Source organism: Stieleria neptunia, assembly GCF_007754155.1.
Taxonomy (GTDB): Bacteria; Planctomycetota; Planctomycetia; order Pirellulales; family Pirellulaceae; genus Stieleria; species Stieleria neptunia.
In genome coordinates this window covers 9,534,427-9,549,004 of record NZ_CP037423.1, presented here as the reverse complement: position 1 = coordinate 9,549,004, position 14,578 = coordinate 9,534,427, and the positions used below count along the sequence as shown (strand labels likewise).

Genomic DNA, 14,578 nt, shown 5'->3' with positions numbered 1-14,578 from the left:
CGACAGGCTGGAAGCCTATCCCACAATCAATCCCCGCCACTTATTCTTCCGGCGGTCCTAAATGGTGGTGATCAGCGAGAAGGATCGGGAAACAGCCGTTTGAACTGGACCTGAAATCCGATTGTTTTTTCTTGTAACAATTGACGTCGAGACGTGGGTAACTGGTGGAGACAAATTGTGCAGGACCCCAAAACACGACCGTCGTTGATCGGCCAGCTCCATGATCCGGCGTCACACGATGCCTGGGCGGAGTTTGTCGGTTTGTACCAGCCGGTCGTCTATCGGGTCGCCCGCGCGAGAGGGCTGCAACATGCCGATGCCGAAGATTTAGCGCAGGAAGTTTTCGCAACCGTCGGCCGCAAGGTTGGCGAGTTTGATTTTGGACGAGGCGGTTCGTTTCGTGGCTGGTTGTTGAAGATCACTCGCGACCAGGTCGTCAACAAACTGACTCGCGGCCCTCGTGATGTCGGCAGCGGCGATTCGGAAGTGCAAGCGATGATCGGCGAGCAACCGGCACGCAGCGAAACACTGACCCTGCTGCGGGTGGAGCACCAGCGAGCCCTCTTGGCGAGGGCCGCCGAACGGTTGCGTGGTTCGATCAGCCCACCGATTTGGGATGCGTTCTGGATGACAGCCGTCGAGGGAATCTCGATCGCGGAAGCCGCCGAGAGATTGGGGAAGACCGAAGGAGGCGTTCGCGTGGCCCGCTGCCGCGTGTTGGCAAGACTACGAAAAGAGGTACAGGATGATGATTGCCCGTTTTCATTATGACCGCAAAACGCTGACTCGCTTTTTGGACGAAGAAGCTGTCTCCGAAACGGCTGAGATCGCGTCGCACGTCGAACAGTGCGACGAGTGTCAGTCGGCGTTGGAATCGCTGATGGAAGATGGATTGACGATGGACAAGGCGGGTGAGTTGCTGCGTGGTGGCGCAAGTTTTCAGCTTGCGGAATTGGAAGACGGCAAGCCGGAAGCTTGCCCCACCTTCCTTCAATCGTCCGACGATCCCGACACCCTCGGCCGTTTCGCCCGCTACGAAATCAAACGGATTCTCGGTCGCGGTGGCATGGGCATCGTGATGCAGGCGTTCGACACTTCACTCGGGCGACACTGTGCCGTGAAAGTCCTCGCACCTGAACTGGCCAGCAGCGCGGCTGCCCGCCGGCGATTTTCACGCGAAGCAAAAAGTGCCGCCGCCGTCGTTCATCCGCACGTCGTCCCGATTCAAACGGTCGATGAATACAATGGGCTGCCGTACTTGGTGATGCCTGTCGTCGAAGGCCAAAGTCTGCAACAACGCGTCGACGCGGACGGCCCGTTGTCGATCCTCGAAACCGTCCGCATCGCTTCGCAGGTCGCCGAAGGTCTCGCCGCCGCCCATGACCAGGGCCTCGTTCACCGCGACATCAAACCCGCCAACGTGTTGCTGGAAAATGGCGTCGAACGCGTGCAAATCACCGACTTTGGTCTCGCCCGCGCCGTCGACGACGCCAGCATGACGCGGTCGGGCGTGATCGCCGGCACACCGCAATACATGTCCCCTGAACAAGCCCACGGCGACACGATCGACCACCGCAGCGATCTGTTTTCACTCGGTAGTCTTGTTTACTTCATGCTTGTCGGCCGCAGCCCCTTCCGCGCCGAGACGACGATGGGTGTGCTCAATCGGATTGGCAATGACGAACCACGCAGTATTCGGTCCATCAACGCCGACGTCCCCCAATGGTTGGAACAAACCGTGTTGCGGCTGCTTTCCAAATCGCCCGATGATCGCTTTCAAACGGCCGCCGAAGTAGCCGAGTTGCTGCAAAACTGGCACGCCCACCTGCAACAACCGAACATCATGGTCCGTCCGCCTGAGCCGACGGCGCTAGCCGCGGGCCTTTCAACTCACCCGTCGACTTTCAAAGGTAGCGCCAACGGTTCACGGGGCCGATTCACCCATTGGCTGATCGCCACCGCCGCATTCGCCTTCTTTGCAGTCCTCGCAACCGTGATCGTGCTTGAAACGAACAAAGGCACCCTTCGTATCGAAAGTAATTCGCAGGCAGACGTTCCGATTCGGATCATTCAAGGCGAAAAAATCGTCGACCAACTCAGCGTTTCTCTCGATGGTGCCACAACACGTTTAAGTGCAGGCAACTACCGCATCGAAGTCGATGGCCAAGCAACCGACGTTCATCTCTCAGGCGGTCGCGTGACGCTGAAACGCGGCGAGACTTGGTTGGCGAAGATTGATGTCCGCTTGGCACCGGACAAGGTGCGTGAATTGGATGTGTATGGCTTCGACGATCGAAATGGCCCGAATCCAAATGCCGGACCAGCACCGGTTTACCAGAGAGCAAACGCAATTGCGACCCAGCAGCATCCCCTCGCCAACTTCGTGCCAATCCCCGGCCCAACAACGCAAGGCGGCAACGCGATTGCCCTTGATCCTCCCAGCGATCAGGAAATCCTCCGCGTTCTAGAGTCGCAACGTTTTGCAAAAGGCAACATTGCATCGATCTGGAAAACGCGGCGAGAGAATGTGCGAATAACGAAAGAGAAAATCGCAGACTACATCGATCCTCCTCGCGTGTATCCTCTGATTGGTCCAGCACAACTCCACCACGCGCACTATAAATGCACGGTCTATTCCGACGAGAAACAAGAAGTCGATTATCCAATCCCCCATTCCATTGACGAACGCGATGCAATCAAAGTGGTCTACATCGACCACCATCATTTTCATTTGATCGGCGACGCAGCATCAAGACTTCATGGTGACGGCAAATTCCAAGCATTAGGTGCGCCCGCGGACCCCAGCACATTGGCTGGCAAAGTCGAAGCGTTCAATCGCAGAATGATCGCAGCCGGTGGCGACGATCACCAGCCTCCGCTCACCGTCGACGAATTGCTTTCGCTAAGCCAATGGAAACTGCAAACCGATGGCGAGCTATCCGTTGAAGTCAAGGGTTTCCTAACCAACCTCGGAATCGGACGCTATTTACCGGAGCAATGGGCAATCGCAGGGGGCGAATCGGAAGTCGTGACGGATGATGGAGAGATCAAGATTTACAGCATCGAACTGGTGAATCGCTACTCTCAATCAAGGGTTCTCGTTCGCAAACGTTACCTTGCTCCACCCGTGAACTTCCGGGCCCCCAGACTGCCCGCCGCGATTGAACGGGCAACGCCGCTGGCCGCTGCGATCACCGAATTCAATGCGATGCATCATTCGGTCGATGGCAAACGTCAGCCGCCATTGACAGTCGACGAAGTACTGGCGGCAATCGTTAATTGGAAGTCTCGCCGCCATGAAGCTTCGGTCGACAACAAAACTTTCGCAAACTTTCAAGAGATCAAAAACACTCATCAACTGCCAGTAGACTGCAAGTTGGATGTGATCGCACGTTTCGGGAGCCTAGGCGGTGACACCTTCAAGATTTGGTCGGTACGAATGGTGATGCCGCAAGTCGCGAGGCCTGGCAGCACTTATGCATTCCAAATACGTCAGCAGTACATTTCGGTCGACTCGGCGACGGACGGTGTGATTCATTCCGCTGAGGCAAACCCCGGTTTCGCAACTCCCGAATCGCTGATGACGTATTACGCCGACTGTCAGTTTCGCGACGACGTGGCGGGTTGTTTAGAATGCTATTCGGACAAGGTGATCGATCAGTTCGCGGCAAACTATCTTGTCATCGCGACGGCCATGTTGGAAATGTACCGAAAAATTCCAGATGACGAGTTGCAAGATAAGCAGCGCAGGAAGGCTGACGAACTCGAAGCGTTACTCGCTCGGTCGATGATCGACAACGTGCCGTCGATCGCCAAGGCAGGGCTGTACCAAGCTGCCGCCAGTGTTCGCGAGCGACTTCAAGGCGATGCATCTCGCGTGCCGACGCAAAAGGAGCTGATGCTGACAGCGACCACGCCTTCGATGTTGAAGAACCCTCGGCAGTTTGTCCTTGAATTCGACGCGGCGGACGAAGCCGTCCCTGACGAAGCCGAAAGGCCAAAGCGACGTAAGAAGTTCGAGATCGAAACCAACCCGAAGGGCGTTTGGGCAATTGATGCCAATGAACGCAGTCGCATGGAACTGAAAAAGATCGATGGTCGCTGGTGGATCGACGACCCCTGGGCGGAAGGCGAGGGGACAGGGTTCTGAAACTAGAAACAAGTGCTTCACTGCGTTGCCACGTCAAAGGTGTGGTTTCAGGGAATGACGCTGTGACTGATGTGCGTGGGTGTTATTCCCCGGATCCATTATCGCATAGCCTTTCCAGGTCCGTGTTGAATCAACGCTCCAACAGTTCCGCGGTTACGGCTTCAGCTTTCTTTTGTTGTCGCGCGTCCGCTGACTCAGCAGGATCATCTGCAGCTTCTGGGGATTCTTCTTGCGACGACGACGTGGCGGGGCGACTTGAGCATCGTGATGCGTAAGCGTTCTATCTGCCCGGGTGCCGCTTCGTGGCTCGGCCGGCCGGCGACTGCTTTTCACCAATCCGAAGATTCATCGGAACGGTGTGGCGAATTGGGCGCAGTGGCGGTGTCGGCGTATCAACATTTGGGGCCTGTGACCAACGCAACGACGCCGGAGACATTGATCGCCACCGCGGTCCAAAATCACGCTTTGTGTTTGTAGCCTAACCGATGCGCCGGCAGCAGCTTCAAATGTCTTCAGCACGCAGTTCATCGGCGCTGCCCCGGATACTGCGTTTTGATCTCACTGGGGTGTCCCTGAGTTCTTTTTCCGCTCGACTCCCAAGCGAACGCGCGAAGTGCGGTCAACAGATTCAGTCTTTTGCTAAAAGGAAGAACCGCTGGATCACACCTCGCATGTCACGTTGGTCAAGCGCCCTTCGATCCGCCATGTGCCACAAGAGTTCAAGACGCTGCCGCTTTTGGATCGCTGATCAACTACGGCCAGTGGATTCTCGAAGCTGGCGATAGCTTTGCTCGTCGTAGCGTCTGCCACTTGGGCTGCTCAAATGGCAGAGATCCGATCTGACGTCACCATAGAATGTCGAGATCACCATCCCCGGTTTGCTGGGCGTATTCGAGGTGGTCGCACAGGTCAGCAACCGCTTCGACATCGGAACCCGCTTTGCCTTTGACGCATACGTGACTCAGGTCGCCGATTAGCCACTGCAGCTCGACCCGAGTCATTCCCACTCGGCGAATCACTTGATCCTTCGGCCAGCGACGCAGCGACGTCTCCAAACGGCCTGAGACGTAGCCGTACTTCAGGATCAAGTCACGATGTTCGCGCGTCAGTTGGATTCGCTCGGTCAGGTTCGCCATCACGCCACCCTCGCCTCGCGGCGACGCGTTCGACGTTGTTGTGTGGTCAAGCGTCGCGCCTTCTGCTCGGCGTCGCGGTACGGACGGATCGACTCTGGGTGTTCCTTTCGCCACACGTCTGGAAGCAGGCGTTCGTAATCTGTGCTGCCACTTGCCAACTGGCGAAGACAGTCGTCCACATAGGCCCACACATCCAAGTGATGCCGTGCCGCCGAAGACACCAGGCTATACATCGTCGCCGCCACGTGCCCTCCTCGGTTCGAGCCGACAAACAGCCAGTTCTTTCGACCGATCGTCAAACGGCGAAGTTCGTTTTCAGTCGCATTGTTGTCAATCGGGATTGCACCGTCGCCGAGGAACACCGACAACTCGTCCCACTGGTTCAATGCATAACGCACCGCCTTGCCGATCGAGCTCTTCGGAAGCACACGGCGATCATCATTCATCTGCAGCAACCAGTCGTGAAGGCCGTTCATGATCGGCACGGAGTCGCTCTGGCGCAGTTCCAGGCGTTCAGCCACCGATGCTTCCCGCGCGCGATCTTCAACATTGTACAAGCCACGGTAAAACGCCAGTGCCTGCGCAGCGGCGACCGGGTCGTTCGGTCTGGCTTCGACGAACTTTCGACGTGCGTGCGCATTGCAGCACGCGGCAAAGATCTGATTCTGTGCTCCCAGATAGACTCCGTCGTTGACTCCATAAGCATCGACCACCGCGTGGCCGCGAAAATCACGAAGGAATTTGCCGGGGCCGTCGCGCCCGCGGCTTTCTGTGAAATCGAACACGTTATACGGATGATCCTCACGGCCTCGGTACAGCCAGAATCGTGCAGTCCGCATCTTGCCCGGCAAACTGTGATCCTGCAGACGAACCGACGTATCATCCACACCCAGCACATCGCCTGAGACGATTTGCGACTTCATCAGTTCCACCACCACGCCGGCCAATGCCGCGATGTTCGCAAGCATCCCAAATTGTGTGTTGCGAGGGATCAGCATCCCGGCGCGGGCGAAGATGTCTTCTCCGCGATAGAGCGGTAGATGATCGGCGAATTTATTGACGATCAGCTGCGTGTAAACACCGAAGCCATAATCGCTGCCGGGGATCGGCGTTGTCAGGCCGCAGGGTTCCTCGCCGGCAGGCACCTGAGCGATCGATTCTTTGCAATTGCAGCATGCACGTTTATGGCGATGGATCTCCCAAACGAAAAACTCTGCGGGGATAAAATCCAATCGATTGCTGATGTCGGTGCCCACAATCGGCATCTCTTCATCACAGCAAGGACAGATTCGCTGTTCGACCGGAACGTCCGCTTCGATGACCTTGCGTTTGAGATGGTCTGGCAGCTTCTCAGACTTCTTCTTGCGACGACGTCGGCGTGGCTGGTTTGCTTCATCGTCTTCGGCATCGTCGTTCTCGGCTTGCTGCTCACCTAAGTCGAACAGATGCAATTGCGAGTCATCTTCGACGTGCCTTTCGGAAGACCTGCCGAAGAACTTTCGACGATAGAGTTCCAGTTCTTCGCGGAGTTGTTGGTTGGCTTTCTGCAATCGTTCAACCGTTTCAATCAGCTCAGCGTTGACCCTCAACACGCTTTGCAAGTCGTCTTTGTTTTCCGAAGTAGCCATGCCGCTGTTATCGCCATCAAAACAAAAAACGCAAGGCTTCGATCAGCCTTGCGTTGACGCTTTTAAGAAAGATTTGCTTGACGTGGTCAGGCCGCCTGCGGCTGATCGATCGAGTAACGTTTGCGTCGTTGCGATCCTTCAATCTGCACACCGCGGAGCATCATGACCAGGCCGGCGGAATCGATTTCGAAGCTGCCTTGTTCCTCGGAGACAACCTTCTCGAAGCTTCCACTTTCGAGTCGCTTGGACCAGAGAGCCAGGCCATCACAGTCCCACATCAGAATCTTGACATAGTCGCGCCGGCGGTTGAAAAAGACGAACAGATGACCAGAGAACAAGTCGACCTGGAAATGTTCTTTGACGAGTCCGGACAAGCCATTGAAACTCTTCCTCATATCGGTCGCCTCGGTGTAGACAAAGATCCGAGTGGTGGGTGCAAGTGCGATCACGATGCCACCTCGCTGAGTGCCTCGACGACGTTCTTGATCAGTCTGCGTTGCTGCTCGTCGGTGGCGTTCTGGTCGAGGCGAGCAACGGCCCCACCAGGCAATTCAATTTCCAGGCCATTCAGTTGGGCCGCTTCCATCGCGACGGGCTGAAGCTCAACAGCGACGAACGAGGCCGGTCGATCGCTGGGGGCTGACGGATCAACGAGAACAGAGGAACGCAGCTTACGCCGCCACTGATAGAATGAGGCAACCGAATAGCCTTCCCGATCACAGAAATCGGCGACCGTTAGGTCGGATTGGGCGAACCGTTCAATACGGTCACGCCACTGCTGTGCGAGCTGCGGGTTGGGAAACTGCGGCATGGGTTTCTCCTGAGAGTGGAAAGAAACCCATCACGCTAACCAGTCGGTCAACATGGGCAGATAGAACGCTTACCTCTCGCGTGACGGAAGCATCCTGCCCGCCATGCGGTGTTGATGGGGAACCGCAAGCTGGAAGCTTACGCCACTTGGAAGCTTACGCCACGGTTCAGGCCACCAGCCGCGAGAGCAGCAGCGTGGCCAAGCCCAACACGAGGAAGAAGCCGCACATGTCCGTCACCGTGGTCAGTAACGGCCCGCTGGCGACGGCGGGGTCGAACCCGAATCGTTTCAGCACCAGCGGTACCACGCCGCCGATCGAGACCGCGACGATTGTGTTGGCGAACAACGCGACGCCGACGACCAGGCCCAGGTAGCCGTTGCCGTCAAAGATCACGGCGCAGATGGCGACCAACAACCCCAAAACCGCTCCGTTGATCAATCCCACCGAAACCTCTTTCCACCAAACGCGAAAGACTTCGGAGGGGCGTACCAAACCGAGCGACAGTTCACGCATGCTGACCGCGACCGCTTGATTGCCGCTGCAACCGCTCATGTCGCTGATGATCGGCAGAAACACGGCCAGCGCGATCACCGCTTGCAGGGTTTCTTGAAAGTAGGCGATCACCGCGGCGGCACCGATGTTCAGCAAGATGTTGATGCTCAACCAACTCAGTCGCCGGCGGGCACGAAGCCACAGCGGCATTGAACGCAGCTCCTCGCCGCCGACGATCCCCTGGCTCTTGAGATAGTCGCTTTCGGCCGCGCGGGTTTCTTCGTAATTGACCGCTTCACGGTGCAGGACGCCCTTCAGCCGTCCGTCGTGATCGACCACCGGAACGCCCAGAAAGTGATGGGCATCGAATAGTTCGATCAATTCATCCAGCGGCGTCGTGTCGGGCACCGAAATCGGTTCGGTGATCATCAGATCGCGCAGTTTGGATCCACGCCGGACGAACAACAGGTTTTGCATCGGCAGCACACCGACCAGCGAACCATCCTGTTCGCACACGTAGGCGTAACGGACATCAAAATCGCTGTAGATCTCGGCGTTGGAATTCAGCTCGGCGATGACGTCCGCGACGGTCATGTCGGGGGTAAAGCGAAGCATCTCCAGCACCATCATTCCGCCGGCGACGTCATCTTCATAGGACGCCAGTTGGCGGGCGGCGTCGGCTTCGATGACGGGCAAGACGTCCAAAATGGCCGCCGCCTGTTGGTCGTTCAAATCGCCCAGCACGTCCGCTTGTTCGTCACTGGGTAACTCGTGGACGATCGCCGCGGCGGTGTCCGGTTCCAGGGACGCGATCGCCTCGGCGGCCTGGACCTCGGGCAACGCCGCGATCAAATCCGCCGCGTCCTCGGCATCCAACCCCTCGAGCACCTGCACGCGATGGACTTCGTCCAAGCGACTCAGCGCCAGCGCCTGGTCGGTCGTCGAGAGTTCCGAGAGGAATTCTTCCAGACGCTCGGCGTCACCCTGTTCGGCCAAACGGGAGAGTTCTTCCCAAGGGCGGTCGGAAACGGCAACCTCGTCGGCAGCAGAATCGGAGGGGGCGATCGTGTCGAGAACGTCCGGTTCGTTTGGAGTGGTCAAAGTGGCAGCCTTTCATCTAAAACGGTCGAGTGGCACTCCAGTCTGACGCCGATTCGCGCCTTGGCAAGCCGCGTTGACCGCGGAGCAGAAATAGATGGCAGTTGCGTAGGGCATGCTGTGCATGCCACCCGTCACGCACAGCGTGACCTACACCGCATGAGGTTTTAGCGGCAGGGCGCAAGCCCTCCGGTTCTTCATTTCTGCCAAAACACCGGAGGGCTCGCGCCCTGCCGCTAAAAAATGCTTCATCGGGTCAGCCCACCAGGGGTTACGCATGGCCATGCACGTCAACCCCGTCCGATCCAACCCTTGCGCCAGAAGAAGATGAGCATGCCGACGGTGGTGACGGTCATCACCGCCCACAGCAGGGGGTACGAGTAGCGGTAGTGCAACTCGGGCATGTGTTCGAAATTCATGCCGTAGATTCCGGCCATGAACGTCAACGGAATGAACAAGCTGGCCATCACGGTCAGCACCTTCATGACGTCGTTGGTCCGGTTGGCGACCGATGACAAGTACGTGTTCATCAAGCCCGTCGCCATCTCGCGATACATCTCGGCGACCTCCGACGTCTGGATGCAGTGATCGTGGGTGTCACGCAGGAAGACGCGAACGTCTTCGCCGATCAGGGCGTAGTCCCCCCGGACCAAGGAGTTGACCGCTTCGCGTTGCGGCCAGACCGCGCGGCGAAGATTGATCAGTTGATTTTTCAACGTGTTCAGCTCACCCAGAACCTCCGGCGAAGGGTTGCGAATCACTTCGTCTTCCATCGCCTCCAAATCATTGCCGACTCCTTCCAGCACCGGGTAATAGCCGTCCACGATCGTGTCCGCGATCGCATAGGCAAGGTAGTCCGTCCCGCGGTGTCGAATGATGCCCTTGCCGCCCTTGATCCGTTTGCGGACCGGGTCCAGGATGTCGCCGTAGCGTTCTTGGAACGTGATCACGTAGTTCTCCGCCAGAACGATGCTGACCTGTTCCATGTCGACACGATAGCGAGACTGGTCCTCGGGGTCTTTCAAGCGGACCATGCGGACGACGATCAAAAGCTGGTCGTCGTACAATTCGGTCTTGGGCCGCTGCGGGACGTTGACGACATCTTCCAGAAGCAGCGGGTGTAATCCGAACACCGACCCGACTTTATTCATCACCGATCGGTCGCCGAATCCCTGCACGTCGATCCAGGCGATCGTCTCCTTTTTGAACGCTTCTGTTAACCGATCCAGATCCTCGATGGGCTGGTCTTCGAAACTCTCTGGATTATAGAAGATGCCGCGAACGACTGGCCGCGGTGACTGTTTCGAGATCACCAGGGTGCCGGGACGGGCGCCAATTCGGGTGTGTCGCTTCTTGAAGATCTTTTGACTCACTGACCCATTCCTGGCGTTGGATGCCGACCGCAAACGTGGTCGTTAAAAACTCTCGAGGTGCCCGCGATCAAACCGTCGTCATCTCATTCCACATCGTCCCCGAGATAGCTTTGCAATGTGTCTTCCCAGCTGGATGAGGAGGTCCAGTGAAGTAGACTTTGATTGATCGGTTCACGCAATGGACTGCCGCTGGGAAGGGCAAACGCATAGCTTTGGCGTTCGAAGGTGACCGGCAGAACGAACTGGTCGCCGGCTTCGGCTTGGAACACCAGGTGCCGAAGAATCGGGGCGTCATAGACGACCGCATCGCAGCGTCCTTCTGCGAGAGATTGCAACGCCAGTTCAACGCTCTCGTGGGACCGAAAGCGGATGTGACGCGAGCGCAAATAGCCGGCCGATGTCGAACCGGCCACCGTCGCGACCTTGACCCGCGACAGGTCCCCCGGTCCGGCGACCCGCGAACGAAGTTGGTTGACGGTCAATGCCGACGTCACCGCCGCGGTGAAACTGGCGATGATGAACAGCCCCGAAAACATCCAAATCAATCCGATCATCCGGCCCGGCAACGTCTTGGGAACCTTGTCGCCATAACCGACGGTGGTCAGTGTCACCGCCGCCCACCACAATCCCGCTCCGATTCCCCGCACGATGCCGTATTCAAAATCGCCGTCGTGATGCTTTCGTTCGAAAAAGTACACCGCGATCGCGCTGATCAACATCGCGAACATCAAACCCGCCAGGATTCGCAAAAACGTCGGTGAGAGGACCGCCTCGATGATCCCTTGCCATGCCGCGCGCCGCTGCGAGCTGCCGACGGCGATGCCGAGCCCGGATTGGAAGAACGCATGCGTGAAATCCATCCGCCGTTCACGTTCTGCGTTGACGGTGATCGCGGCGACGGCAACGTCCACCCGTCCGGCCGCGACCGCATCGAGCATCTCGTCGAGCGGATAGGATTCAAAGCGAAGCTGAATCTTATGCTTCGACGCCTCTTCCAAATCCGATTTGATCTGACGCATCAGGTCGATGCTGATGCCCTCCCAATCGCCGTCCCCGTTTTGCATCGCGAACGGCGGAACGTCCCGCGTCGCGACGACGATTTCATCGGGAACCTCCAAGCTCTCCGGCGGATCATCGGGTTGAGCCCAGCAGTGGCCACCGCCCAGGGGCAAGCAGATCAACAGCACGATCAAGGGAACGGCGCGTCGGTGGATCACTGCACGTCTCCCAAATAGCGGTACAAGAGATCGCTCCAGGCATCGGTCGCTCGATAACGCAGCAATCCCTCGTTCAGCGGTCGTCTCAAGTCGCTGCCCCGTTTCAACGCGATCGCGTACTCCTGCAGGTTGAACGAGACGGGTAAGACGTCGATCTGATCATGAAATTTTTGCATCGCCAGATGCCTCAGCAGCGCCCGGTCGTACACCGCCGCGTCCGCTTTGCCGGTTTCGACCGCACGGACCGCGTCCTCGGGTGTCGGGTAGGCGCGAAACGCAATCCGTCGATTTCGCAGATACTCGGTGCTGGTGCTCGATGCCACCGTCGCGACCTGGACATGACGCAGATCACTCGGTTGGGCGATCCCGATGTCCAATTCCCGGACCGTCAACGCCGACGCAACGACGCCCGTGATCAGGCTGATCACGGCAATGCTGGCCAACATCGAAATCGTCGCCAAGACCCTGCCCCAAATGCTGACCGGTACGACCCCCTTGTGCCCCAACAGCACCACGATCGACCACCAGACGCCCATCGAGACCCCCTGGCGCCGTCCGCTGCCGAACACCGTTTCGTTGCGTTTGCGTTCAAACAACCAGAACAACCAGCCGCACAACGCGACCACGCACGCCATGCAGACGACAAACAACACCATTCGAAAGCTGAAGATCTGTCGAATCGATGCCCAGACACTGGACCGATGGTGTCGGGCGACGGCGATCCCCAGGCCGGTGGAATAGTGTGGGTGGCAGAACTCCATCTGTTGGTGGCGTTCCGCCGTGACGCTGATCGCCGCCACGCCGGCATCGATGTCACCACGCTCCAGCCCCTGCAAGATTTGCTCGAGCGTCATCTCCCGGAATTCATATTCCAGATCCAATTCGGTGCACAGGTTCTTCCACAGTTCGATGCTGATGCCGCTCCAGGTCCCGTCGTCGTTCTTGATCGCAAACGGTGGGCTGTGCTTGGTCCCGACCACGATCGACGGCCCTGATCCCTGTGCTTCGGCTGCAGGTTGCGCGGCTGCCGGTTGCGCGGTTGCGATGTCGCCGAGGCAGCACAGTGTGCCCAGGACCAACAGTTGGATCATGCAGACGCGGCCGATGTGATTCATTCCAGTGGCCCCGTGTCATCCAGGTTCAGCGTTCGGGTTTGTTGCTTGATGATTTGTTTGGCGAGCCGCTTTCCCAGATTGCGGAGCATCACGTTGCCCAATCGTGGCAGCCGCCGCGTCAGTTTGCCGAATTCCTTGCGGCTGATCACGAGCACGCGGGACGGTTCGATGGCGACAAGCGATGCCGATGATTGAACCTCGGTCAGCAAGGACGCTTCACCAAAACAGTCCCCCGGACCGAGTTCTCCCTCGATCACATCGTCGTCGATCACGCGAAACCGACCGTCCAGGACGACAGACAGACCGGGCAGTCCGTCATCGATAGAAATCAGCTCTTTGCCGGCGGCACATTGGATAATCGTGGTGATCGAAACCAAGTGCATCAGACGACGAACCGACAGCTTTTCGCACAGGAACACACCCTGCAGGCATTCGATTTTCTTTTGGACGTCCGCGGCCGGTTGATCGGTCACCTCACCCTGCACTTCGACCACGATCGCGGTGATGTTGTCGGCACCGCCGGATTCCTTGGCGAACTCCACCAGCCTGTCGGGTTGTTCGATCAGGTCCGGTTCAGACAGGAAACCGGCGACGCACGACGTGCTTTCGAAATAGTTGCTCAGTCCGTCGGAGCACAGCAGCAGTCGGTCGCCGGGAATCAAATCGAACAGCAAGGTGTCGACGTCGACGTACTCGTGCGGGCCGATGCTGCGCGTCAGGACGTGTCGGTAGCGGCTGTTGCTGGCTTCTTCTCGGGTCAGGTCCCCGGATAGAAAGAGCTCGTTGGCCAACGTGTGATCGCTGCTGAGCTGATGGACTTCGGTTTGGCGCAGTAAATACAAACGCGAATCACCGACGTGGGCCATCACCCCTTTGTCCTCCACGACGACCAATAACGTCAACGTGGTCCCCATCCCGGCATAGTCCGGCGTGGTTCTGGCCAGCAGATTCAGCCCCTGGCTCGCCTGCTGGACGGCTTCTTCGACGACCTTCAGCACCCGAAACACCCCGTCGGGCGACTCGCCGGCCGAGTGGATCAGGTCGCGGTTCTTGGATAGGTGCTCCGACGCGAACTCGATCGCCCGCTCGGCTGCCACTTCGCCGGCCGCATGGCCGCCCATGCCGTCGCAAACGACGTACAACCCCAGGCTCTCGTCGATCAGATACTGATCTTCGTTTCCGTCGCGTTTCAATCCCTTGTCACTGATTGCCGTTGCGACGATCACCATGAGAACAGACTTGTGGTCAGCAGCTTGGGGCGGATCGGCCACGACGTGGTGAGGGCGTTGGCTCGGAAAACACCTCGCAGCGAACTTCACTATAACCGCTACCTAAGCCGTCTAACACCACCGCGCGGGCTTGTGGATCCCGAAAGGGACGTAGTCACGTAGCCGGCGGTCGAGCGCAGTGAACACGCCGGAGTCGAAACGAAGCGACAGCACAACCCGAGGACCGTCGATTGTAAATCGCGACGGATTTGATCGTAGCGGAAGCCGTCAACAGCCTGTCAAGGCTTTCGGTTTCTGGGGCGGCGGCGACTTTTGCAGCGTGGGCCCT

At 58.1% G+C, this 14,578-nt stretch carries 11 protein-coding genes; 2 read left to right on the top strand and 9 right to left on the bottom strand.

Annotation, left to right across the window (positions count from 1 at the left end; genetic code table 11):
- The first annotated feature begins 177 nt into the window (after positions 1–177).
- Both Enr13x_RS33265 and Enr13x_RS39220 read left to right on the top strand, forming a co-directional pair.
- Positions 178–771 carry an RNA polymerase sigma factor gene (locus Enr13x_RS33265; RefSeq protein ID WP_231743930.1) on the top strand — a complete coding sequence of 198 codons (594 nt, stop codon included), beginning with the start codon at positions 178–180 and terminating at the stop codon, positions 769–771.
- A complete protein-coding gene (locus tag Enr13x_RS39220) occupies positions 746–4,150 on the top strand; it encodes a serine/threonine-protein kinase (protein WP_231743929.1) in 3,405 nt (1,134 codons plus the stop codon). The genes Enr13x_RS33265 and Enr13x_RS39220 overlap by 26 nt, the downstream gene beginning before the upstream one ends.
- An 845-nt stretch (positions 4,151–4,995) precedes the next feature.
- On the opposite strand, the gene Enr13x_RS33255 is transcribed toward Enr13x_RS39220, so the two are convergent.
- From Enr13x_RS33255 to Enr13x_RS33215, 9 genes are all read right to left on the bottom strand, one after another.
- Positions 4,996–5,286 (bottom strand): hypothetical protein, encoded by a 291-nt coding sequence (locus Enr13x_RS33255; protein WP_145384500.1) that lies wholly within the window; start codon positions 5,284–5,286, stop codon positions 4,996–4,998.
- Positions 5,286–6,914, bottom strand: coding sequence for an IS66 family transposase (tnpC, locus tag Enr13x_RS33250; RefSeq protein ID WP_145384501.1), 1,629 nt, complete (start codon positions 6,912–6,914; stop codon positions 5,286–5,288). The genes Enr13x_RS33255 and tnpC overlap by 1 nt, the downstream gene beginning before the upstream one ends.
- An 86-nt stretch (positions 6,915–7,000) precedes the next feature.
- Complete coding sequence (gene tnpB / locus Enr13x_RS33245; protein WP_145384502.1) at positions 7,001–7,363, bottom strand: IS66 family insertion sequence element accessory protein TnpB; 363 nt, start codon at positions 7,361–7,363, stop codon at positions 7,001–7,003.
- Positions 7,360–7,725, bottom strand: coding sequence for an IS66 family insertion sequence element accessory protein TnpA (gene tnpA, locus Enr13x_RS33240; RefSeq protein WP_145384503.1), 366 nt, complete (start codon positions 7,723–7,725; stop codon positions 7,360–7,362). The genes tnpB and tnpA overlap by 4 nt, the downstream gene beginning before the upstream one ends.
- 166 nt (positions 7,726–7,891) lie before the next feature.
- Positions 7,892–9,319: a magnesium transporter gene (gene mgtE, locus Enr13x_RS33235; RefSeq protein ID WP_197455539.1), complete on the bottom strand. Its 1,428-nt coding sequence runs from the start codon at positions 9,317–9,319 to the stop codon at positions 7,892–7,894.
- Positions 9,320–9,606: 287 nt separating this feature from the next.
- Positions 9,607–10,689, bottom strand: a complete 1,083-nt coding sequence (gene corA / locus Enr13x_RS33230) for a magnesium/cobalt transporter CorA (RefSeq protein ID WP_231743928.1) — start codon at positions 10,687–10,689, stop codon at positions 9,607–9,609.
- Positions 10,690–10,772: 83 nt separating this feature from the next.
- Entirely contained in the window at positions 10,773–11,906 is a 1,134-nt protein-coding gene (locus Enr13x_RS33225; RefSeq protein WP_145391175.1) for a transporter substrate-binding domain-containing protein, read from the bottom strand.
- Positions 11,903–13,021 carry a transporter substrate-binding domain-containing protein gene (locus Enr13x_RS33220; RefSeq protein ID WP_145391174.1) on the bottom strand — a complete coding sequence of 373 codons (1,119 nt, stop codon included), beginning with the start codon at positions 13,019–13,021 and terminating at the stop codon, positions 11,903–11,905. The genes Enr13x_RS33225 and Enr13x_RS33220 overlap by 4 nt, the downstream gene beginning before the upstream one ends.
- Positions 13,018–14,250: a protein phosphatase 2C domain-containing protein gene (locus Enr13x_RS33215; RefSeq protein ID WP_145391173.1), complete on the bottom strand. Its 1,233-nt coding sequence runs from the start codon at positions 14,248–14,250 to the stop codon at positions 13,018–13,020. Before Enr13x_RS33215 ends, Enr13x_RS33220 begins: the two co-directional genes overlap by 4 nt.
- Positions 14,251–14,578: the final 328 nt, after the last annotated feature.

Coding starts and splice junctions, on each gene's coding strand:
- Enr13x_RS39220 (WP_231743929.1), top strand. CDS start 746: ATGATGATTGCCCGTTTTCATTATGACCGCAAAACGCTGACTCGCTTT.
- Enr13x_RS33255 (WP_145384500.1), bottom strand. CDS start 5,286: ATGGCGAACCTGACCGAGCGAATCCAACTGACGCGCGAACATCGTGAC.
- tnpC (WP_145384501.1), bottom strand. CDS start 6,914: ATGGCTACTTCGGAAAACAAAGACGACTTGCAAAGCGTGTTGAGGGTC.
- tnpA (WP_145384503.1), bottom strand. CDS start 7,725: ATGCCGCAGTTTCCCAACCCGCAGCTCGCACAGCAGTGGCGTGACCGT.
- Enr13x_RS33220 (WP_145391174.1), bottom strand. CDS start 13,021: ATGAATCACATCGGCCGCGTCTGCATGATCCAACTGTTGGTCCTGGGC.
- Enr13x_RS33215 (WP_145391173.1), bottom strand. CDS start 14,250: ATGGTGATCGTCGCAACGGCAATCAGTGACAAGGGATTGAAACGCGAC.